The following is a 20,764-nucleotide window of genomic DNA, read 5'->3' on the forward strand; positions in this document are numbered from 1 at the left end:
GGGGCCCTGAGGTGACTTGCCGAGGCATGTGTGGCTTGAATCGTTGCCATCACCGCTTCGCTTGCCATCTCGATTTCAACGCACCGCGTTGGCGCCGATAACGATCTGCGCGTATTTCGCAGCGCCATTGGCTGCGAGGTCCGGCGTCACGGGCTTGGCGTGGTCAAGCCCCACCACCGCGCCGCGCGGCGTGTCTGAAATCACATTGGTGTTGACCAGCGCGGTACCAGCGCCGTCCGCGACCGAGACTCCGATGCCAATGAAGGTTTTACGGATCACGTTGCCTGTGATCGCGACATCGCGAAGATATTTGCCCCAGCCTGCCATGATGCCGAACGACGGCGCGTTCTCTATGACGTTTCCGGTCACTGACGTATCCGCCTCGACGTAGATGCCGATGCCGGCATCGTCGTCAGGGGCGGTGCCGATCGGACGCTTCGGCAACAGGTTGCGGATGATGTTGCCCTGAACGACCGCAAGCCGTCCGCCCTCATTGAAGTTGCAGACGGAGACGCCGACCGCCGCACCGTCCACGGTGTTGTTGGCGATCACGGCGCCCTCGAAGGCGAATTCGGAATACAACGCCACCTCGCGCACGCCGCTGATGCTGTTGCCGGTGATCTGGATGTTTGAGGCCGAGTTGCCGCGCACGGCGGAGTAATCGCAATCGCTGATGCGGTTGCCGCTGACAATGACATTGCCGGCGCGAAACGCGTTGATGGCGTTGCCGTACTGGCCCGAGCCGCCTTTGCCGGCCTTGATGTTTTCGATCCGGTTGCCGGTGACGATCGAACCGTCGTCGCCGATGGCCGTGCGCAGGATCTCGATGCCGTTGTCTTTTGTCCCGAGAATGGTGTTGCGCGCGATCGTCAGCCCGAGCGCGTCGAAGGAGACAATCCCCGTCGTTTCAATTTTATCGATGACATTGCCGCTCATCTCACCGGCGACATTTTCGAGCCAGATGCCGTTGCCGCCGCTGCCTGTGATTGCGCAATCCAGAATCCGGACATCGCGCCCGCCAAGGCAATGGATCAAGCCGCGCCGCCCGGGGAGGGGAATGCCGTCTCCATCAAGGGTGAGGTTGTTGAGACCGATGTGGTCGGCACCCTCGGCTGCCAGCAGCGAAGCGCCGCCTGTGAACATCAGTGTGGTCGCGCCGCGCACGCCGATGAGTTGCGAGCCTTTGGCAAGTTGCAGCGGTCCGGTGCGGTAGACGCCGGGGGGCAGCGCGAGCGGCGCGTTGGCGCGGGTCGCCTCATCGATCGCCCGTTGCAGCGCGCGGGTCTGGTCGCCGGTTGCGTTGGGCCGTACGCCATAATGAGTGGCGTCGCGCCCGAGCGTCGATGTCAGCGGAGCCGCACGGACTGCATCCGCCGGCATCGCCACTGCACCGGCGATGCCGGCGGCGGAAGCTCCGAGGATATGGCGGCGATCGATATCCATGGATTGTTGATCCTCTGAAGCCAAAGCAAACGCCTTCGTCTGGATGTAACCCGGAAAACGGGGATGACGGCTGGCGGCGGCGACGAAGGCGAGCGATTGTTGGCGACAGGGTTAATGCGGCGGCGTCGGGACCATTGGATTGTGCGGCACGAACAATCGTCCGCGCTCGACGACGACGACCACGACGAAAGCGGCGATTGTGCAAAGGAAAGCGCCGGTCGCGAACGGCAGCATGGTGCCGTTGAAATCCTGCCCGATCAGGGCGCCGACGCCGCTGCCTAACAACGTTGTGATCGAGCCGAACAGGGATGATGCGGTTCCCGCGATATGGCCTTGCGGTTCCATCGCGAGCGCGGTGAAGTTCGAGAACATCAGCCCGAAAGCAAACATCGTGCCGATCGCGAACATCATATAGATCGGAAACGACAGCCAGCCCTGCCACGCGGTGAGCAGCGTCAGCGCTGCGATCACCACCGATCCCGTCAGAGCGCCGTGCGAGATCACCCGCATGCCGAACCGGCCGACAATGCGCGCGTTCAGGAAACCCGCCGCGGCAAGGCCGGTGGCGATGGCGGCGAAGGCGAGCGGAAAAGAGTCGCCGAGGCCGTAGATTCCGGTGAAGATCTGCTGTGAGCAGAACACATAGGCGAACAACACGCTCTGGATGCCGCCGGCGGCGAGTGCATATCCAATGGTCTGCCGGTTGGTGACAGTCTGGCGGAATGCGTCGAACACGCTTGCAGCGGTCAGCGGCTTGCGTCCCGCGGCCGGCAGGGTCTCCGGCAATCGGATTGCGCACCACGCCAGGGCGAGCAAACCGTAGGCGGTCAGCACCACGAAGATGCCGCGCCACTCTGCGAACAGCAGAATCGCTTGACCGAGTGACGGCGCAAGGATGGGCACCGAGATGAAAATCATCATCGCCAGCGACATCACGCTCGCCATGCGCCGTCCAGCGTAGCAGTCGCGCACGATCGAGGTGGCGATGACGCGGGCGGCCGAACTTCCAACCCCCTGCAGCACCCGCGCCAGCAGCATCATTTCAAACGAGGATGCGATCACCGACAACAGGCCCGCGGCGCTGTAGAGCAGCATTCCACCGATCAGGATCGGACGGCGGCCGAACCGGTCAGACAGCGGCCCCATGATGAACTGGCCTGCGCCGAAGCCGGCCAGATACACCGAGATCACGGCCTGGACGTGGTTGGGATTGGTGATCCCATAGGCATTGCCGACGTCCGGCATCGCCGGCAACATCATGTCTGTCGCAATTGGGTTGAGCGCCATGATGCAGGCGACGAGGGCGACAAACTCAGGAAACCCTCTCGGCTGATGGGCTTGTGATACCCACCCGTCCATATCGGTGTCGGTCATCGATTTGTCTCGGGAGATCGGTAAGCAGCCATATCGATACCGCTGTTGCGCTGCACAATGCCCGTTTCGGACATGGCTGTCCATCGCCGAACGCGGGGGACCATGAGTTTTCGAGGTTTACGCGCGGCGTAACTCCTTCACTAGCTCCAGCAATATAGCCTCGCCGGCATCGGCCAGATGCTCCAGCGTCATGCCGCCGGGGACGCGAGCCGAGCCGTCGCGCCTCAGCGGTGGAACATGAATGAACGCAGCGAGGCGCGGTCCCGTTTGATGATCGGCGGCCTCGATGGCGCGCCAGCAGAGGTAATTGCAAACATAGCTGCCGGCATCGCGCGAGGCGCGGGCGTCGATGCCGGTCAGGCGTGCCGCGCGCAGCAGCCTGAAAACATGCGGTCCGAACGCACGCGCATTCGCCGTGCCTGCGATCGAGCCCTTACGAACCCGCGCTCCGCGCCGGTCCGGCCAGATCGTCGTTATCGCGTTTCGCGCGCGGGTTTCGATCCGCAGCCAGGGTGTGCGCGCCGCAAGGCCGAACATCAAGAGCGCGTGCGGACGATGCGTTGCAAGAAGCTGCGGCAGTTCAAGATCCACCGTGGCGTACGCGACATCGAAGATGTGGGTCGTGATCGTGACGTCGCTCAGCGCGGGTCGACGCAGCTTTGCGAGTCGTTCGACCAGCGGTGGGGTTGGGTTGAACGGCGCGCCAGGAAACGGGCCGAAGCCGGTGATGAGGATGCGGAGACCTTTGCTCATTCCAAACTGGGTCCATTTGCTCTTTTCCCTCTTCCCTGCGGGAGAGGATAATCCGTCATCTCAGCAGTTCCGCGATCTGACTCGCCCCCAGTCCCGGCGTGAGACGACCTTCGGCGACCGCGGTCTCGGTCGCCTTCACTTTTGCGCGGATCGAAGGATCGTTGCGCAGGCGCGCTGTCATGCGATCCTCGAACATCGACCACATCCACTTCACCTGTTGCAGGCTGCGCCGCTGCGTGAACTCGCCGGACGCGTTCATCGCGGCGCGGTGCTCGACGATTGTCTGCCACAGCTCCGGGATGCCTGATCCGGTCAGCCCCGAGTACGTCACGACCGGCGGAGACCAATGCTGCGAGCGGGGCGCGAGAATTTTTAGCGCGGAACGGTAGGACGCGGCCGCGGCATTGGCGCGCGGCAGATTATCGCCGTCGGCCTTGTTGATCGCGATCATATCGGCGAGCTCGACAATGCCCTTCTTGATGCCTTGCAATTCGTCGCCGGCGCCGGGCAGCATCAAAGCGAGGAAGAAATCCGTCATGTCGTACACGGCGGTTTCGGACTGTCCGATTCCCACCGTCTCCACCAGGATCACGTCGAAGCCCGCCGCTTCGCACAAAAGCATCGCTTCGCGCGTCCTCGCCGCAACACCCCCTAGCGTTCCCGCGGCAGGCGAGGGCCGGATGTAGGCCGCCTCGCATGCTGCCAGTCGCGCCATCCGTGTCTTGTCGCCCAAAATCGAGCCCCCGCTGCGCACCGAGGACGGATCAACCGCCAGCACCGCGATCCGGTGGCCACGCGTGATCAGGTCCATGCCGAGCGCGTCGATGGTGGTGGATTTGCCGACGCCGGGTGAGCCAGTGATGCCGACGCGAATGGCATTGCCGGTCGCTGGCAGAAGTTCCTGCACCAGTTCGCGCGCGGTGGCCTTGTGATCGGCGCGGCGGCTTTCGATCAGGGTGATGCCGCGCGCCAGCGCTGCGCGATTGCCGGCGCGGATGTTGGCAGCGAGGAGCTCGGGATTTCCGGCTACGTTCATCCCGCGAGTCTATTCGCGCGGTATGAAGCGATTGGGAATGCGTCGGTGCGGCAACATTTCAAACATCCGGTTTCGCACGATGGAGGAGAAAATCCACTACGCGCTCCAACGGATCAAGATCGTCTGTGTAAATCGCCCATAAAACGTCGAGGTCTATTCGATGATAGACATGGCGGATAAAGTTGCCGAGATCAGCAACTTGCCGCCACGGAATATCCTGGTGTTCACTCTTCCAGTTTTCGGGAATGTGACGCGATGCCTCGCTGAGTATTTCAAGGAATCGTTCGAATGCTGCACGTGTTGCCATATCTGTGGCGACAGCTTCGGGAGTCTTGTCGATTAACAGCTTCCTGATTTCCAGAATTGCATTCTTCATATCCATCAGGCGCCAATAAGTCCGGTCAGTCATTGAATACCTCAATGATTTCCGGTCGAATGGTATTTGCCAGTCCGGGCTCTAAGCTGCGCCGCATAAACATATTTGCGGAGAGGCCGAGTTCGTCGCCGATGATATGCGATATACCGACAAGATCGATTAACGAAAACTTCGTCTCGGGTTTGATATCGACGAGAACGTCAAGATCGCTATCGGGTCTGGGGTTGCCTCGTGCACGTGAACCGAAGATCGCTAGGCGGCTTATCCCACGCTCCCGGAGCCGTGGTTGAAGCCTTCTTAGGCTAAGGATAATTTCTTCGCGATCGATCATTCCACTCGTTTATCACGATTCCGTTGAATCGTCTCCTTCACTCCGTCGCCGCGCTATGGCCGAGCCGCGCGGTGAGCTTGCGGATCAGGTCTTCGGCGGCGTCCGCGATCACCGTTCCGGGAGGGAAGATAGCCTCCGCGCCGGCCTGGTAGAGCGCATCGTAATCCTGCGGCGGCACCACGCCCCCGATGATGATCATGATGTCGTCGCGGCCCTGCTTTTTCAGTGCGGCCTTCAATTCCGGAACTGTCGTCAAGTGAGCGGCAGCGAGCGAGGACACGCCGAGAATGTGCACGTCGTTTTCGACCGCCTGCCGCGCGGCTTCTTCCGCTGTCGCAAACAACGGTCCGATATCGACGTCGAAGCCGATGTCGGCGAACGCGGAAGCGATTATTTTCTGGCCGCGATCGTGGCCGTCCTGGCCGATCTTGGCGACGAGGATGCGCGGGCGGCGTCCCTCGGCCTCATTGAAGGCGTTGATGAGCGCCTGCACCTTTGAAACCTTGTCGGACATGGCGGCAGCCTCGCGCTTGTAGACCCCGGTGATGGACCGGATTTCGGCGCGATGCCGGCCGAACACCTTCTCCATCGCGTCGGAAATTTCGCCGACGGTTGCCTTGGCGCGCGCCGCGTCGATGGCGAGCGCCAGCAGGTTGCCGTTGCCTTCGCCGGCCGAGCGCGTCAGCGCCGCGAGCGCGGCATCGACATCCTCCTGCCTGCGCTCGCTGCGCAACCGTTTCAGCTTCTCGATCTGCAAGCCCCGCACCGTCGAGTTGTCGATCCTGAGCACGTCGATTGGCGTCTCGTGTTCGGGCTTGTACTTGTTGACGCCAATCACGACCTGCTTTCCGGTATCGATTCTGGCTTGCGTCCTGGCGGCCGCTTCCTCGATGCGTAGCTTTGGCACGCCGGCCTCTATCGCCTTTGCCATGCCGCCGAGTTCCTCGACTTCGCGAATGTGGCCCCAGGCCTTCATTGCAAGATCATGCGTGAGCCGTTCGACGTAATACGAGCCGCCCCAGGGATCGACGATGCGCGTGGTGCCGCTCTCCTGCTGCAGGAAAAGCTGGGTGTTGCGGGCGATGCGCGCGGAGAAGTCGGTTGGCAGGGCCAGGGCTTCGTCGAGTGCGTTGGTGTGCAGCGATTGGGTATGACCTTGCGTCGCCGCCATTGCTTCGACCGCGGTGCGGATCACGTTGTTGAAGACGTCCTGCGCGGTCAGCGACCAGCCGGAGGTCTGGCAATGGGTGCGCAAGGAGAGCGAGCGCGCATCTTTCGGATTGAACGGCTTCATGAGCTTGGCCCACAACAGCCGCGCGGCGCGCATCTTGGCGACTTCCATGAAGAAGTTCATGCCGGTCGCCCAGAAGAACGACAGCCGCGGCGCGAACCGGTCGATGTCCAGGCCGGCCTTGAGGCCCGCACGGACATACTCGACGCCGTCGGCGAGCGTATAGGCGAGTTCGAGGTCTTGCGTAGCGCCTGCTTCCTGCATGTGGTAGCCGGAGACCGAAATCGAATTGTACTTCGGCATCTTTTTTGAAGCGTAGGCGAAGATGTCGGAGACGATCCGCATCGAAGGCGCGGGCGGATAGATATAGGTGTTGCGCACCATGAATTCTTTGAGGATGTCGTTCTGAATGGTGCCCGAGAGTTTTTCCGCCGGCACGCCCTGTTCTTCGGCAGCTACAACGAACAGCGCGAGAATCGGCAGCACCGCGCCGTTCATGGTCATCGACACGCTTATCCGGTCGAGCGGGATGCCGGCGAATAGCGTGCGCATGTCGTAGATGGAATCGATCGCCACGCCCGCCATGCCGACGTCACCCGAAACGCGTGGATGATCCGAGTCGTAGCCGCGGTGGGTGGCGAGGTCGAAGGCAACCGACAGTCCCTTCTGACCGGCGGCGAGGTTGCGGCGATAGAAGGCATTGGAGTCCTCGGCCGTCGAGAAGCCGGCATACTGCCTGATGGTCCAGGGCTGGTTGACGTACATAGTCGGGTAGGGACCACGTAAGTAAGGCGCGATGCCGGGCCATGTGTCGAGAAAGTCGATACCGACAAGATCGGCTTCGCTGTAGCTCGGTTTGACCGGGATGCCTTCTGGGGTCGGCCAGAATTCCGGAGATGGTTCGGCGCTGCCGGCTGCGGGAGGCGCGACCGGCTCGAACGCGACATCGGCAAAATTGGGGATGCGGGTCATCATTATTCAGTCTTGGTCCGGATGTTGGTGGCTGATGATGGTCGCCATCTTTTCCGGTCCGTAATTTTCGGTCGTGGTATGGCTCGGCAGGTTGACGATGGTCGCAATCCAGCCGAGCCGGGACTCCGTTCCGTATTGCCCGGTTGGCATCAGCAGGTCGGGCCGGTCGAATGCGCCGGTCATGATCTCGATGCAGGGACCGCCGATGCGGCTGAAACCCAACGGTGTGCCGCAGGCGGCGCAGAAAGCACGCTCCGCGATGGAGGATGATCGAAACGTCGCCGGCGTACTCTTGGTCCAGCGAAAGTTCTCGCGCGGGATCTCGGCAAAAGACGCAAATGGCGCGCCGGCAGCTTTCTGGCACATGCGGCAGTGACAAATGCTGATGCGCACCGGGGGTGCCGTCAGCGCGAAGCGGATGGCGCCACACTGGCATCCGCCGGTCTGTGACGGTTTCATCTTCTCGGCCATGATCGCTCCAGTCGCTGCCAGACGTCGTTCAGCGCCGCCAACGCATTGGTCCCCGCGAAGATGAAATCGAACGCGCCTGCCTGGCGCAAGGCGGGTTCCAGCTCGTTTGGTTGCCCCGCCAGATAGATATGGCTTGCACCTGCGGCATGAAAGGCCTGCACCGCGAGAGCAGCCTGTTCAGCATAGACCTGATCCGAGGAGCACAGGCAGACCATTTGGGCTCCAGACACCTTGAAGGCTTCGGCGAGCGGATCTTTTGCGTTCCCTCCGTTACCCGCCAACCCTGAATCGACCGCCTCGATGCCGCCGGCCTCGAAGAAGCTCCGGGCGAATGTCGCGCGGGCGGCAAAGTCGGCAGGGGCGCCGAGAGTGGCGAGGAAGATTTTTGGCCGCGCGCCGGTGGCCCTGAACCAATCATCGGAACGGTCGCGCAGCTTTTCGAAGGGGGCAGCGAGCCGTATTGGCGCAAGCGCCTCGAAGATGATCTCTGCATCGGCGTAAGGCTCGGGCGTGACCGGCCTGAGGTCGAGCACGTCGGCCGGCTTCTCATGCAGGTTAGGAAATTCGCTGGTGCCGGTGAGCACGTCGCGCCGTTTTGCGACGTTCATTTCGCGTGCAGCGCGCGTCATGGCAACGCTGCGCTGGATCAGGTTCTGTTCGAGTGCGGCGAAACCTCCGCCGGCTTTCTCAATGTCCTGAAACAGCGCCCAGCTCTTCTGACAAAGCTGCTGCGTCAAGGCTTCGATGCCGCCCGAGCCTGCCGCCGAATCTGCGACTTTGGCGAGGCTAGCTTCCTCCAGCAGGATGAGTTGCGTGTTTCGCGCTATGCGTCGCGCGAAGTCGTCGGGTAAGCCGAGTGCCTGCGTATGCGGAAGCACGCAGACGCTGTCGGCGCCGCCGAGACCCGCCGAAAATGTTGCGACCGTGGCACGCAGCATATTCACGTAAGGGTCGCGCCGGGTCAGCATCCGCCATGCGGTTTCAGCGGCGATGAGCAAGGGCTTTGGCATGAGACCGCAAGCCTGCTCGACCCGCGCCCACAACAGCCGCAGCGCGCGGAATTTGGCCAGGGTCAGGAGCTGGTCGGCATCGGCGCTGAGCCGCGCGTAGATCAGGCAGCGCGCCTCATCGAGGGCAATGCCGGCGCTTTCAAGAGCCCGAAGATAGGCCACCGCCGCCGCCAGGACGAAGGCAAGCTCCTGAGCTTCCGATCCGCCGGCGTCGTGGATCGCACGGCCATCGGCGACAAAGAATGGCCCCTTGAAGCCCCTGTCGGCGAGCACCTTAGCGGCATCCGTCACCGCCGGAACGATCTCAACCCACGCGCCCGTGCTCGATCCGGATGTCGCGCAGGCGCCGAGCGGATCGAAACCAAAGCGGATATCGCAAGTGGTCGGACTAATTCCCTTCGATCCGATGTAGTCGGCGATTTGGAATGCGACCGCGCGCGATTGCGGGCCGATCTGCAACTCCATGGAGATGCCTGCATCGAGAAAAACACCGTCCAGCACTTTGGCAACGGCTTCTGCGGTCGGCGGCAGTCCGAAGCCACGCGCGCCGTTGGCGCCCGCGAACACCAGCGTCAGGCCGCCAGCGCCGTTGTCGAGGTCATGCAGCGCCTGTGCGTTGGCCTGTGCGGGATCGGGATGATCGATCCGCTGCATGATCTGCCATGGTGCCGCCGCCGCGCGGCCGCCAATCGCGGACGCGCCTTTCGCCCGGGTATAGATCGGTTCGATCCTGAGACCGTCATAGGTCTTTCCAACCAGCTTCTCGAAGGGGGGGCCCTTCAGCACGTCATCGACCAGCTTGCGCCAGTCGGCTGCTATAGCCGGCGCGAAATCGGCTGCCAGCGGCGGATTCATAAACTCGTCGGAAGCAGCGGGCATTCGTGCGCTCGTTTCCGGGAAATCTACAGCGTTTTCGAGCGAAGTGGATACCGGTTCGCGTGAAGAAACGCCTCAATCAGAAGCGAAAATGCTCCGGGTTTTCAAAATGCCACGCGGCGGCTGACAAGCCAAACGGTCGTTGCGGATCGGTCAGTGGAGGTCGGGGAGGCGCTCGATTCCGGCGGTGGAGATGTTGGCCAGCGCCTTGGCCGCCGTTCGCCCTGCAATCACGCGGTCCGGCGCGATTTCCGCCAGCGGAACCAGAACGAACGCGCGTTCGAACAGGCGGGGATGTGGCAGCGTCAGTTCCGGTTTGTCGAGGACAGCGTCGTCATAGGCGATCAGATCGAGATCCAGCGTGCGCGGTCCCCAGCGCTTTTCGGTGCCGCGGTCGCGACCGAATTTCTTCTCGATCTTGTGCAGCGTGAACAGCAGCGCGTGCGGGTCGAGGCGGGTGTCGATCTCGATGCAGGCGTTGACGAAGCGAGCCTGGTTCTCGTCGCCCCATGGCGGCGTGGTGTAGTCGGACGAACGGGCAAGAAGTTCGGCCTGCGCCATGCCGCAGATGTTGGCGATAGCCTTGCGAAAAGTCTGCCGCACGTCTCCGACGTTTCCCCCGAGTGCGATCAGGACGCTGGCCATCGCGACAGCTATTCCCTGCTGCGGGTGAGCGAAATGCCGACGTCGTCGAAAATCGCCGGGATCGGCGCGTGCGGCTTGTGCACGGTGATTTTGATCGTGATCACGCGCGGAAAAGTAGCCAGAACCGCATCGGCAACAGCCCCTGCGGCACGTTCGAGCAGCTTGTAGTTGGCATCCTTGAACGCGGCGCTGGCTGTCGCCACCACGCCGGCATAGGACACCGTATCGGCGAGACGATCAGTGTGGGAGGATTCGGAAAGGTCAGTCGATAGTTCGATGTCCATCACGAAGCGCTGGCCGACTTCGGTCTCGTGCTCCATGACGCCGTGCTGCGCGTGAATTACGAGGCCGCGGATAAAGATCGTGTCGGTCATGGTCCGGTCATCCCGACTGTTGTGGACTCGATGGCGTGCGCCACCCGCAGCGCCTGCACCGTGTCCGCCACGTCATGTGTGCGGATGATGCGCGCGCCGCTTCTTGCCGCGATCAGATGCGCAGCGAGCGAGCCGCCTAGCCGTTCCTGCGGCTCTGACTGCACTACCGTGTTGATGAAGCGCTTACGGGACGCGCCCACGAGAATCGGAAATCCGAGTGTCTGCAATTCATTGAGCCGGGCCAGCACGACCATGCTCTGTTCCGGCGTTTTGCCGAATCCGATACCCGGATCGAGGACGATGTGACCGGCAGGTATGCCGGCTTTCGCCGCGATCTTCAGCGATCGTTCGAAGAACTCGACGATGTCCCGCATGATGTCGAGCGTATCGTCGGGCTTGTCCCGGTTATGCATGACAATGACGGGCGCATTGTGCGCCGCCACCACGCGGGCCATGTCCGGATCGCGCTGTAATCCCCAGACGTCGTTGGCGATTGCGACCCCGTTCTCAAGCGCCCACTCGACAATCGAGGACTTCATGCTGTCGATGGATATGGGGGCTCCAAGCGCGACCACTGCCGCGAGCACCGGCTTCAGCCGCCGCATCTCCTCATCGTGCGAGACCGGCTGAGATCCGTAGGGGCGGGTGGATTCCGCGCCGATATCGATGATGTCGGCCCCTTCCGCGATCATGCGGCGCGCCTGCGCCAAGGCCCGGTCGGGCGTCATGAACTGACCACCGTCGGAAAATGAGTCGGGGGTGATGTTCAGGACTCCCATGACCGCCGGATACGGCCGCGACAGCAGCGCTTCGAGCGTGGGATGACGCGTCTCGTCCGCCACAGGTCTGGACATGGTATCTGCCGACGTCATGCGGTGGCTTTGCGCGGTCCAGCACATGCTGTCAAGGCTCGAAAAGCCCATTCAGAGGGTCGGGCCGTGCAGCAGCGGGCGGCTTAATAGGTGATCTTGAGTGGAAGCTTCCGCGCTTGCGCAATCAGCGTGCCGATCGACTTCTCCGAAGGAAGAACGCTGACAAGTCTGCGCTTGGTATTCACATCTTTCATGGCTTGAGCCAGACGGGCCGGGTTACGATGCGTCAATTCACGCACGGTGGTAACGCCCGCCGCGCGCAGCAGCTTGGTCTTCCCGTTGCCCATCCCCGGAATGCGCATGTAGTCGGCAAGATTGGCCCACTCCAGGAGTTGCTGTTCGCTGATGCCGGTCTTGGCGGAAAGCGCCTTGCGGCCTTTCGGCGTGCGCGCCGCCTCGAGATAAGCATCGGTTGTTCTAATGCCGATAGATCTCAGCTTTTTGGCGTCGGGGGCGCTCAGCCCTTCGAGCTTGGAGATTGGATATGTCATGACGTTCGGCGGTCTAGCGATGCGTATTGAGGACCGGCGAACGCCGAGCGGCCTATCCAGTTACGGGAAACCGCAATCGAGCTTTTCGTGTCGGTTTTCGTACCGATCACTGATAGAACCTTGTCGCCAGCACCTTCTTTGCTGCGAAAGTCCGGGATCGCGCCGACGACTGCTCCCGCGACAGCGGTGCCAACTGTCGCGGCACGCCGCTCCACCAGTTCGTTCATGGTACCCCGCCTCCACCGGTTGCTCGCCGGCTCGTTATTTATGTTTTCATCTTGATACCCTCGGGATGCGAAAGACAAGTCAGCAGGCAGAACAAACGCTCGTTGACCTGCAATCGCACGACGAGTGTTGCCGAGATGCAAGACCTGTGTACTCGATTATGCCGAAAACATCGCGGTCGCCGGTCATTTGCGAGTTAGAAAGCTTCTGCTCCGTTAGAAGATTTCGAGCGCCGCGTTGGGGTTCGCCGGTTTCAATCGGCGCGGAACTTGAAGTAGAATGATGGATCGACGACGGGATCACGAAGAGGCGCTCATGGCGAAGACCGCGACCGGGATCGGCGATACCGATCAAGGTATCTTCATCGGCAAAGGTGAGCAGCCGGTGTGGCTGACGCTGGGCCTCGCCAACCGACACGGTCTTGTCACCGGCGCCACTGGAACTGGAAAAACCGTGTCGCTCCAGGTGATGGCGGAAGGATTTTCTCGCGCGGGTGTGCCGGTATTCGTCGCCGATATCAAAGGCGATCTGTCCGGCATTTCAGAGCCTGGCGCAGCCAAGGACTTCATACTCGAGCGCGCCAGGACGATGGGCCTTGGGTTCCAGCCTGATCAGTTCTCGACAATTTTCTGGGATGTTTTCGGTGAGCAGGGCCATCCGGTACGCTCCACCGTGTCGGAAATGGGTCCGTTGCTGTTGTCCCGCATGATGGATTTGAGCGAGGCTCAGGAGGGCGTGCTCAACATCGCCTTTCGAGTAGCAGACGAACAGGGGCTGCTTCTGCTCGATATGAAGGATCTTCGTGCCATCCTTTCCTTCATTGCCGAACATGCGGCAGAATTGACGACGCAGTACGGCAATGTGTCGAAGCAAAGTGTGGGAGCCATCCAGCGCCAGCTTCTGGTGCTCGAAAATCAAGGCGGCGACAAATTTTTCGGTGAGCCGGCATTGGATTTGAACGATTTCATGCGCACCGATCGCGACGGCCGCGGCATGGTCAACATCCTGGTCGCCGACAAGCTGATGCAGAGCCCGCGGCTTTATGCGACGTTTCTGTTGTGGATGTTGTCGGAGCTGTTCGAACAGTTGCCAGAGGTCGGCGATCCGCCAAAACCGAAGCTTGTGTTCTTCTTCGACGAAGCCCACCTTCTGTTCAACGATGCGCCCAAAGCGTTGATGGATAAGATCGAGCAAGTGGTGCGGCTGATCCGCTCCAAGGGCGTCGGGGTTTATTTCGTCACTCAAAATCCGATCGATGTCCCGGACAAGGTGCTGGCCCAATTAGGAAACAGGGTTCAGCACGCGCTGCGCGCATTCACGCCCCGCGACCAGAAGGCCGTCGCGGCCGCGGCGCAGACGTTCCGGCCAAATCCGAAGCTGAACACGGCGCAGGTCATTACCGAACTCGGCAAGGGCGAGGCTCTGGTGTCGTGCCTTGAAGGCAACGGAACGCCGGCTATGGTCGAGCGTGTGATGGTACGGCCGCCGTCTGCGAGGATCGGCCCGATCACTCCTGAGGAACGTAAAGCGATCATTGCCGGCAGCCCGGTAAAGGGAAAGTACGACACCGCGATCGATTCCGAATCGGCTTACGAGATGCTTCAGAAGCGGGTCGAGGGCACCGCGGCGACCGGCGCTGAGTCGAACGGCGGAGTTCTTGATCAGATCGGATCGATCGTCGGCAGCGTATTCGGGACCAACACGCCCCGCGGCAGACTGTCGACCGGGCAGGTGATCGCGCGCAGCGTCACCCGCTCCGTCACCAACAAGGTTGTCGGGGGGGTCGTCGCTGATATCGGCAAGTCGCTCGGCGGCTCGCTTGGCGGTTCGGTCGGTCGTGCGCTGGTGCGTGGCGCGCTCGGGGGGCTGCTGCGGCGTTGATCGCCCAGGCTGCTGTTTGGCTTTATGGTTGCGTCTTGGCAGAAGTGCGAGACAGTTTGCAGCCGGAAGCGCATCTGATAACGCAGTGCGCGCGGACGATGCCGCCGCGTGACAACGGAAAAATGCTCGTGCTGAGATGGCCATCGCTCCGGCGCCCGCTGGATGTCCTGTTTCTCGTGGCCTGCATCCTGCTGACTGCCGATGTTCTTGTCCCGGAAATCTGGGGACACGGCAAAACCAAGGATTATCCGTTGTGGTACTGGGCCGGGCAGCAGATCCTGCACGGCGGCGATCTGTATCCGCAAGGGCCGAGCGAAGGCTTCGCCTTCCTTTACCCGCCATTGTCCGCCATTCTGCTTGCCATACCGAGCGCCTTCGGAAAGATTCCGCTGTATCTTGGACTGTGCCTTCTCAATGCCGCCGCATGGTGGATGACGGCGCAACTTTCCAACGTCATGACAGGGTCGGGCACGACGCCTCGCCCTTGGCTTGAGGCTTTGCCGGGCATTGTGACGATCCCCTTCGTCTTCGATATGTTCGATCTCGGGCAGCCCAACCTCGTTCTTCTCGCGATGATGCTGTTCGGATTCTGGTGTCTGTGGCAGGGACGCGGGTGGCTGTCGGGAAGCATGTTTGCGCTCGCGGCGGCTATCAAGGTCTTTCCCGTCGCCGTGCTGCCGTATCTGCTTTGGCGCCGCCATTGGACGAGCGCGATAAGCATGGTCGCGTTCCTGGGCGTTTTGCTGTTTCTGGTGCCGGCTCCGATCCGTGGCTTCGACCGTAATGTTTCTGAGCTGACCACGTGGTACCGCGGAATGATCGGATCGAATTCGGAGCATGGGTTCGGGCAGCGTGACGCCCAGAACTGGTCCTGGGTCAATCAGTCGATCATCGCCGTTACGCATCGGCTTGTGCGTCCGGTCAATTATAACCAGATCGATCCAGCTAAACCCGCGCAATACATGAACGTGGCCAATGTCGATTACAAGACGGCGAACGGGATCGTGCTGGCTGTCTTCGCCGCGATAGGGCTGGGCTTTATCGCCATCATTCCGGCGCGCGCGAAAATGACGCAGCGATCGATCGCCGAGGAGGTCGGGATTCTGTTCTGCCTGATGACGCTCGCATCGCCGCTGGCGCGTCAGTATTACTTCGTTTGGCTGTTCTTTCCATTAACGATTCTGTTTCATCGTGCCGCGCTCGATTTTCGGCCAAAGGCGCGGGCGATCTCGCGTCTGGCGCTCGGCGCATCGTTTGCGCTGATGGCGCTGTCGCTGCCCGTGTTTCCGAAAATTCTTCAAGCCGCCGGAAACAACCTTGCGGCGACGTTCGTACTGATCGCCGCATTGGCGTGGCACATCCGTCACCCGTCATTGGCGAGTGGTCCGCATTCGGTCGCTTCGCCAGAAAAAATTCAAACGGTCGTTTAACCCGCAACTCAGGGGACAACAAAAATGTCCGGCACGTCGCAACTGCAAGCCATCGTCGATCACATCGACGCCGATTTCGACAACAGCCTGAACCGGCTGTTCGCGCTGCTCCGCATCAAATCGATCTCAGCCGATCCGGCATTTGCCGGCGATTGCAAGGCCGCGGCCGATCATCTCGCAGCCGATATCGCGACACTGAAATTTTCCGCGGAGGTCCGCCCGACGGCTGGCCATCCCGCGATCGTCGCCAAGAGCAACGGCAATACCGGGTCGCGGCCGCATGTCCTGTTCTACGGCCACTACGACGTTCAGCCGGTCGATCCGCAGAATTTGTGGCATCGCCCGCCATTCGAACCAGTCGTCACGAGCCATGCGGATGGCCGCAAGATTATTGTGGCGCGCGGCGCGGAAGACGACAAAGGTCAGTTGATGACGTTCGTCGAGGCTTGTCGCGCCTGGATGTCGGTGACCGGTTCGTTGCCGCTCGACGTCACGATTTTGATCGAAGGTGAGGAGGAGGTTGGCTCGAAAAACTTCGTGCCTTTTCTCGAACAGAACAAGAAGGACCTTGCCGCGGACTTCGCGCTCGTTTGCGATACCGGCATGTGGGACCCCGACACGCCGGCGATCACGACGTCGCTGCGCGGTTTGGTCTATGAGGAAGTGGTCATCAAGGCCGCGAACCGCGACCTGCATTCCGGCCTTTTCGGCGGCGGCGCTCAAAACCCGATCCGGGTTCTGACCCGAATCCTTGGCGGCCTTCATGACGATGACGGCCGCATTACAATTCCCGGTTTCTACGATGGCGTGAAGGATTTGCCGTCCGACATCCGCGCTCAGTGGGCTCAGCTCGATCTGACGCCGGATCGATTTTTGAAGCCGATCGGACTCTCGATTCCTGCCGGTGAAAAGGATCGTCTGTTGATCGAGCAGGTCGTGTCGCGACCGACCTGCGACATCAACGGAATTGTCGGCGGCTACACGGGAGAAGGGTCCAAGACGGTGATTCCGGCACAGGCGTCGGCGAAAATTTCGTTCCGTCTCGTCGAGGGTCAGGAGCCCAAAAAAATACGTGACGCTTTCCGTGCGTTTGTGAAGGAGCGCGTACCGGCGGACTGCTCGGTCGAGTTTCTCGATCATGCCGGCGCGCCCGCGATTGCGCTCGACTGGAACATGAAGCCGCTCGCGGCCGCGAAGCAGGCGCTGACCGATGAATGGAATAAGGAGGCGCTGCTGATCGGCTGCGGCGCGTCAATTCCGATCGTTGCCGATTTCAAGACCTCACTGGGTCTCGACACGGTGCTGGTCGGTTTCGGTCTCGAGGACGACAACATCCATTCGCCCAACGAGAAATACGACCTGAAAAGTTTTCACAAAGGTATCCGGTCGTGGGCGCGGATTCTTGCTGCGCTTGCGGAAGCGCCGCGCTGAAGCCAGCTTCGGGCTTCATGTGCAAACGCCGCCCGGAATTGGGCGGCGTTGGATTGACGTGTAGAGGATGGTAACTAAGCCTTACACCAAATCCGACGTCAGACAAGTTCGAACAGACCTGCTGTCCTGATCGCTGCTTCTAGCGTTCTTCTGCCGCTGAATTGAACCATTCCCGTCGTTTGCAGTTGACCTCATCGCCATCGTGTTGTCGGTAATGGGGACCGAATTGGCGGGCGGCGAGGCCGATAGTTGGCTATCAGGTGCTGTCGTCTCCTTGGGGGACGGAGCTTTTCGATGAGCGTGCTTTTAGTCGCCGGGTTCGTTGTATTCGTGGCCGGTCTGGTGACGATCGCCTTGGGGATTCCCATCAAGGAGTTCAGCTTCGGCGATACCCTGGTCGTATCCGGCGCGGTCGTGACCGGCACGGGCCTGATTATGATCAGCCTGTCGGTCGTCGTCCGCGAATTGCGAAGGGTCGCGGACCAACTCGGCTCCAGAGCGTTTGCTGATCGCGATGATAGTGCCCACGCGCCCATTCTGCCGGGCAGGCACATCGAAGAGCGCCCACCTTCGCTGTCTGACAGCGATCGGTTCGCTCCAAGCCTGGGCGATCGGAACGCCACGCCCTCCGTCATGTCGCCACGCCGGCAAGCGGACGTGTTCGACCGCGACCGCGAGACCGTTGTCGCGGTCGAGGATGCGGAGTTTCCGGCATCCTCCGACGAGCCATCGCAGCCGAAACCACGACGCAATCTTCTCTTTGCGTCCATGATGAAGGAGCGCGAGCGGGTAGTCGTGGACCAAGCCGGGCCGGTTGGCTCATCCGCGCCCGCGAGACATGCGCGTGATCCTGAGGCGCCCCGGCCAGCATCAAGAGTCGATCGCCCGTCCGCCCCTCCGGACCACAACGCGTCCTCCGTCACGGTGCTGAGGTCCGGTGTGGTCAACGGAATGGCCTATTCGCTTTATTCCGACGGTACGATCGACGCCCAACTGTCGGAGGGCACGATGCGCTTCGCCTCGATTGATCGACTGCGCGCCCATCTCGATCAAGGCTCCGACCGCCCGTCTCCCAAATAAAGTTCGGCGTGCGCGCCCGCCGTTCTTGTCATGCCGGCAGCAATCCGGTCATATTCCTTGGGGCGCAAAGGCCGATTCTGATCGCATTCCGAGCGTATCGATGCTTTACGATCCGGAAAATTTGAGATCATGAGCGATTCAGCGGGTAAAAGTTTTCTCGACCTCACGGCGGAGATCGTGTCCGCCTACCTTAGCAACAACACGACGCCGGCCTCGGAAATTCCCGCCCTCATCAGCCAGGTACATGCCGCGCTGCTGCGCGTGTCGTCCGGGCGGGGCGAATTACCGTCGGAACCGACCAAGCCGGCCGTGCCGGTCAAGAAATCGATGACGGCCGACTACCTGATCTGCCTGGAGGACGGGAAGCGCTTCAAATCGCTCAAGCGCCATCTGCGGTCTCAGTACAACATGAGCCCCGAGCAGTATCGGGACAAATGGAAACTCCCTGCCGATTATCCCATGGTGGCCCCCAACTACGCGGTCACGCGGTCGCAACTGGCCAAGAACATGGGCCTTGGCCAGCAGCGCCGGCGCCGGAAATAGCGCGAGCGGTTTCGGCTACCGAATGTTGGGGCTCTTTAGTATTGGTCGTCTTTTTCGGGATTCGCCATGGTGGACGAAACGCCGGCCGAACCGTTTTTATTTCGATTGAACGTCGAACATACGCCTTCATCAAATGATCCAGAAGGGGCCGATGAGTTCTACAGGGCTATCGGGATCATGGTGGTTTCCTGGGGCAGCCTAGAGGGTCACTTCGTGGCCTCTTTGCTCACAATGATGACGATTGCGCCGTCTGAACTTGGCGTAAAGCTCCCGATGAATTGGAAAGCGCGGGCTGCCATTTGGCGTAAGGCTTTCGATGTGGTGTCCGATTTTTCTATGTACAGAGCCAGTGCATTTCACTTTCTGGAAAAGATGGAATCGGTGGCGCTACAAGACCACGTCGCTGTCTATTGGAGCGGTTCTTATTCGTGCCAAAAACAATACCCCGGACGGATTAGACATCAAACGCGGGCAAGTAACGGTCGAAAATGTGCTTGAGGTCGGTGAGCGCGCAAACGAGCTAAACCAGAGGCTCATGCCTCTGAGTAAATTTCTGACTGGATACAGGAATGCTCAGCCGCCGCCGCCGGCAAATATTCGTATAATATAGCGACGAGGCTGATAGCCCGAAAACGCCATGCTCGCCCATGTCGTCGTTCCTCAGTCAATCACCGTTGACCGGCGCGCGTACTAAATCGTCGAAAGCCAGATCCTTCGGGACGAACAATCGCGGTTAATCGAAAGCCTCGGAGGTGCTGGCGCGCAAGACATGGGAATCTCCCTCCTTGTCTGGACGGCCTATAATCTTAATTGTGGCGCTATAGATAATTAGGAATATTATCCCAATATTGTACTTTACGGACCCTTGGTGCATCATGAGTAGCGCCGGGCGACTTTTTCAACCCGGACGGCTCTGGAGCCTCTGGGATATGTTCGAATTTAATGCTCGCGCGTTATCTGGCGCGATAGTTGAAGTCTCTAGCTTTAAAAATCTTCTTGAAAATCACGGAGTGGGAATCGGGCGATTTACCGCGCACGGCATCCAGGATGTGATGCACAGTGTGCGAGACCTCTCCGAATTATTTGTTCGCCTCGGACTACACGGCACCCCAGACGAATGTGCCCACATTCTAGAAATCCTCGGTCCGTCACTCGGCAAAAATGCCTCCGCACTGCGGCGCGACTTAAAGCGAGTTATTGTTGAGATATCAGCCCAAGAGATGGGCGATCTGCGCCTGCATTTTCAGTCGCTCGTTACATTGGTGAATGCTGAACTGAAGGGCCGAAAATTCTTCGCCTTGGAAGTCCACGGGTCGTATTTCAATGACCCACGTTTGTTCGGTCAAGAAGTTTTTAACAATTTTTCGTCTGCTACGGATGACATTACTGAGGCTGGGTCTTGCCTGTCTTTGAACCGACCAACGGCTTGCGTTATGCACCTAATGCGAGTGCTTGAAGTGGGGCTTGCCAGCCTCGCGGCGGAGATGGGTATCAAGAAGCAGAACGATTGGGGTAGCTACCTTCGTGAGATAGACAGGGAATTGGAGCGTCGCATCAAAGCATCGGGCGCGCGCTCTCCCGATGAGCAGTTTTTTGCAGAAGCATCGAAAAACATTGATGACATGAGGCGGGCTTACCGCAACCCGACGATGCACCCTGACAAATCGTACTCTGTAGAACGAGCGAACGATATTTTACAGTCAGTGCGGTCGTTTATGCGCCATCTCGCTACTAAGCTCCACGACTAGATGTCTTCTTGGACGGAACTATCTTTTTAATTGCCCGTTCAAACTCTTTCCCGCTTTCATCAACGCCAATTTCCCGCGCGGCCTTTATGAACCGCGCGGATTGCTCTTTTTGCTTGCTCTCATCATCTGTTTTAGCCGGAGCTTTTCGAGCTTTTGGCTTCTTAGCCATCG

At 60.5% G+C, this 20,764-nt stretch carries 22 protein-coding genes; 7 read left to right on the forward strand and 15 right to left on the reverse strand.

What is annotated here, in order from left to right:
• Positions 1–75: 75 nt before the first annotated feature.
• The 14 genes from AC1RT6_RS00460 to AC1RT6_RS00525 all read right to left on the reverse strand — a co-directional run bounded on the left by AC1RT6_RS00460 (position 76) and on the right by AC1RT6_RS00525 (position 12,482).
• Complete coding sequence (locus tag AC1RT6_RS00460) at positions 76–1,443, reverse strand: TIGR03808 family TAT-translocated repetitive protein (protein WP_079447282.1); 1,368 nt, start codon at positions 1,441–1,443, stop codon at positions 76–78.
• 111 nt (positions 1,444–1,554) lie between these two features.
• Complete coding sequence (locus tag AC1RT6_RS00465; RefSeq protein ID WP_079447281.1) at positions 1,555–2,817, reverse strand: multidrug effflux MFS transporter; 1,263 nt, start codon at positions 2,815–2,817, stop codon at positions 1,555–1,557.
• A gap of 117 nt (positions 2,818–2,934) precedes the next feature.
• Complete coding sequence (locus AC1RT6_RS00470; protein WP_079447280.1) at positions 2,935–3,570, reverse strand: pyroglutamyl-peptidase I; 636 nt, start codon at positions 3,568–3,570, stop codon at positions 2,935–2,937.
• 55 nt (positions 3,571–3,625) lie between these two features.
• Positions 3,626–4,606, reverse strand: a complete 981-nt coding sequence (meaB, locus tag AC1RT6_RS00475) for a methylmalonyl Co-A mutase-associated GTPase MeaB (protein WP_079447279.1) — start codon at positions 4,604–4,606, stop codon at positions 3,626–3,628.
• A gap of 58 nt (positions 4,607–4,664) precedes the next feature.
• The gene (locus AC1RT6_RS00480) at positions 4,665–5,015 is read right to left on the reverse strand and encodes a HepT-like ribonuclease domain-containing protein (protein ID WP_079447278.1); all 351 of its coding nucleotides are present in this window, start codon (positions 5,013–5,015) and stop codon (positions 4,665–4,667) included.
• The gene (locus tag AC1RT6_RS00485; protein ID WP_079447277.1) at positions 5,008–5,313 is read right to left on the reverse strand and encodes a nucleotidyltransferase family protein; all 306 of its coding nucleotides are present in this window, start codon (positions 5,311–5,313) and stop codon (positions 5,008–5,010) included. Before AC1RT6_RS00485 ends, AC1RT6_RS00480 begins: the two co-directional genes overlap by 8 nt.
• Before the next feature lie 37 nt (positions 5,314–5,350).
• Positions 5,351–7,516, reverse strand: coding sequence for a methylmalonyl-CoA mutase (scpA, locus tag AC1RT6_RS00490; protein WP_079447344.1), 2,166 nt, complete (start codon positions 7,514–7,516; stop codon positions 5,351–5,353).
• Between the two features lie 6 nt (positions 7,517–7,522).
• Positions 7,523–7,987: a GFA family protein gene (locus AC1RT6_RS00495; RefSeq protein WP_079447276.1), complete on the reverse strand. Its 465-nt coding sequence runs from the start codon at positions 7,985–7,987 to the stop codon at positions 7,523–7,525.
• Complete coding sequence (locus tag AC1RT6_RS00500; RefSeq protein WP_079447275.1) at positions 7,972–9,876, reverse strand: methylmalonyl-CoA mutase family protein; 1,905 nt, start codon at positions 9,874–9,876, stop codon at positions 7,972–7,974. Before AC1RT6_RS00500 ends, AC1RT6_RS00495 begins: the two co-directional genes overlap by 16 nt.
• Positions 9,877–10,026: 150 nt before the next feature.
• The gene (folK, locus tag AC1RT6_RS00505) at positions 10,027–10,518 is read right to left on the reverse strand and encodes a 2-amino-4-hydroxy-6-hydroxymethyldihydropteridine diphosphokinase (RefSeq protein ID WP_079447274.1); all 492 of its coding nucleotides are present in this window, start codon (positions 10,516–10,518) and stop codon (positions 10,027–10,029) included.
• A gap of 8 nt (positions 10,519–10,526) precedes the next feature.
• The gene (folB, locus tag AC1RT6_RS00510; protein WP_079447273.1) at positions 10,527–10,892 is read right to left on the reverse strand and encodes a dihydroneopterin aldolase; all 366 of its coding nucleotides are present in this window, start codon (positions 10,890–10,892) and stop codon (positions 10,527–10,529) included.
• Complete coding sequence (gene folP / locus AC1RT6_RS00515) at positions 10,889–11,746, reverse strand: dihydropteroate synthase (RefSeq protein WP_420799314.1); 858 nt, start codon at positions 11,744–11,746, stop codon at positions 10,889–10,891. The genes folB and folP overlap by 4 nt, the downstream gene beginning before the upstream one ends.
• Before the next feature lie 101 nt (positions 11,747–11,847).
• Complete coding sequence (locus tag AC1RT6_RS00520) at positions 11,848–12,255, reverse strand: DUF4332 domain-containing protein (protein ID WP_079447272.1); 408 nt, start codon at positions 12,253–12,255, stop codon at positions 11,848–11,850.
• Positions 12,252–12,482, reverse strand: a complete 231-nt coding sequence (locus AC1RT6_RS00525; RefSeq protein ID WP_079447271.1) for a hypothetical protein — start codon at positions 12,480–12,482, stop codon at positions 12,252–12,254. The genes AC1RT6_RS00520 and AC1RT6_RS00525 overlap by 4 nt, the downstream gene beginning before the upstream one ends.
• A 313-nt stretch (positions 12,483–12,795) precedes the next feature.
• Here AC1RT6_RS00525 and AC1RT6_RS00530 point away from each other — a divergent pair, with 313 nt between their 5' ends.
• From AC1RT6_RS00530 to AC1RT6_RS00560, 7 genes are all read left to right on the forward strand, one after another.
• Positions 12,796–14,361: a helicase HerA-like C-terminal domain-containing protein gene (locus tag AC1RT6_RS00530; protein WP_079447342.1), complete on the forward strand. Its 1,566-nt coding sequence runs from the start codon at positions 12,796–12,798 to the stop codon at positions 14,359–14,361.
• A gap of 122 nt (positions 14,362–14,483) precedes the next feature.
• On the forward strand, positions 14,484–15,791 hold the full coding sequence (locus AC1RT6_RS00535; RefSeq protein ID WP_079447341.1) for a glycosyltransferase family 87 protein: 1,308 nt from the start codon (positions 14,484–14,486) through the stop codon (positions 15,789–15,791).
• 24 nt (positions 15,792–15,815) lie between these two features.
• On the forward strand, positions 15,816–17,222 hold the full coding sequence (locus tag AC1RT6_RS00540) for a M20/M25/M40 family metallo-hydrolase (RefSeq protein WP_472790244.1): 1,407 nt from the start codon (positions 15,816–15,818) through the stop codon (positions 17,220–17,222).
• A gap of 294 nt (positions 17,223–17,516) precedes the next feature.
• Positions 17,517–18,302 (forward strand): hypothetical protein, encoded by a 786-nt coding sequence (locus AC1RT6_RS00545; RefSeq protein ID WP_079447269.1) that lies wholly within the window; start codon positions 17,517–17,519, stop codon positions 18,300–18,302.
• Positions 18,303–18,431: 129 nt separating this feature from the next.
• Positions 18,432–18,845 carry a Ros/MucR family transcriptional regulator gene (locus AC1RT6_RS00550; protein ID WP_079447268.1) on the forward strand — a complete coding sequence of 138 codons (414 nt, stop codon included), beginning with the start codon at positions 18,432–18,434 and terminating at the stop codon, positions 18,843–18,845.
• Between the two features lie 66 nt (positions 18,846–18,911).
• The gene (locus tag AC1RT6_RS00555; protein ID WP_079447267.1) at positions 18,912–19,343 is read left to right on the forward strand and encodes a hypothetical protein; all 432 of its coding nucleotides are present in this window, start codon (positions 18,912–18,914) and stop codon (positions 19,341–19,343) included.
• Between the two features lie 431 nt (positions 19,344–19,774).
• Positions 19,775–20,593: a hypothetical protein gene (locus AC1RT6_RS00560; RefSeq protein WP_139372896.1), complete on the forward strand. Its 819-nt coding sequence runs from the start codon at positions 19,775–19,777 to the stop codon at positions 20,591–20,593.
• Here AC1RT6_RS00560 and AC1RT6_RS00565 read toward each other — a convergent pair.
• Positions 20,577–20,762 carry a hypothetical protein gene (locus AC1RT6_RS00565; RefSeq protein WP_139372895.1) on the reverse strand — a complete coding sequence of 62 codons (186 nt, stop codon included), beginning with the start codon at positions 20,760–20,762 and terminating at the stop codon, positions 20,577–20,579. The two genes, AC1RT6_RS00560 and AC1RT6_RS00565, sit on opposite strands and share 17 nt — an antisense overlap.
• Between the last annotated feature and the right edge of the window lie 2 nt (positions 20,763–20,764).

It is taken from the genome of Nitrobacter sp. MLSD-S21 (assembly GCF_058809865.1).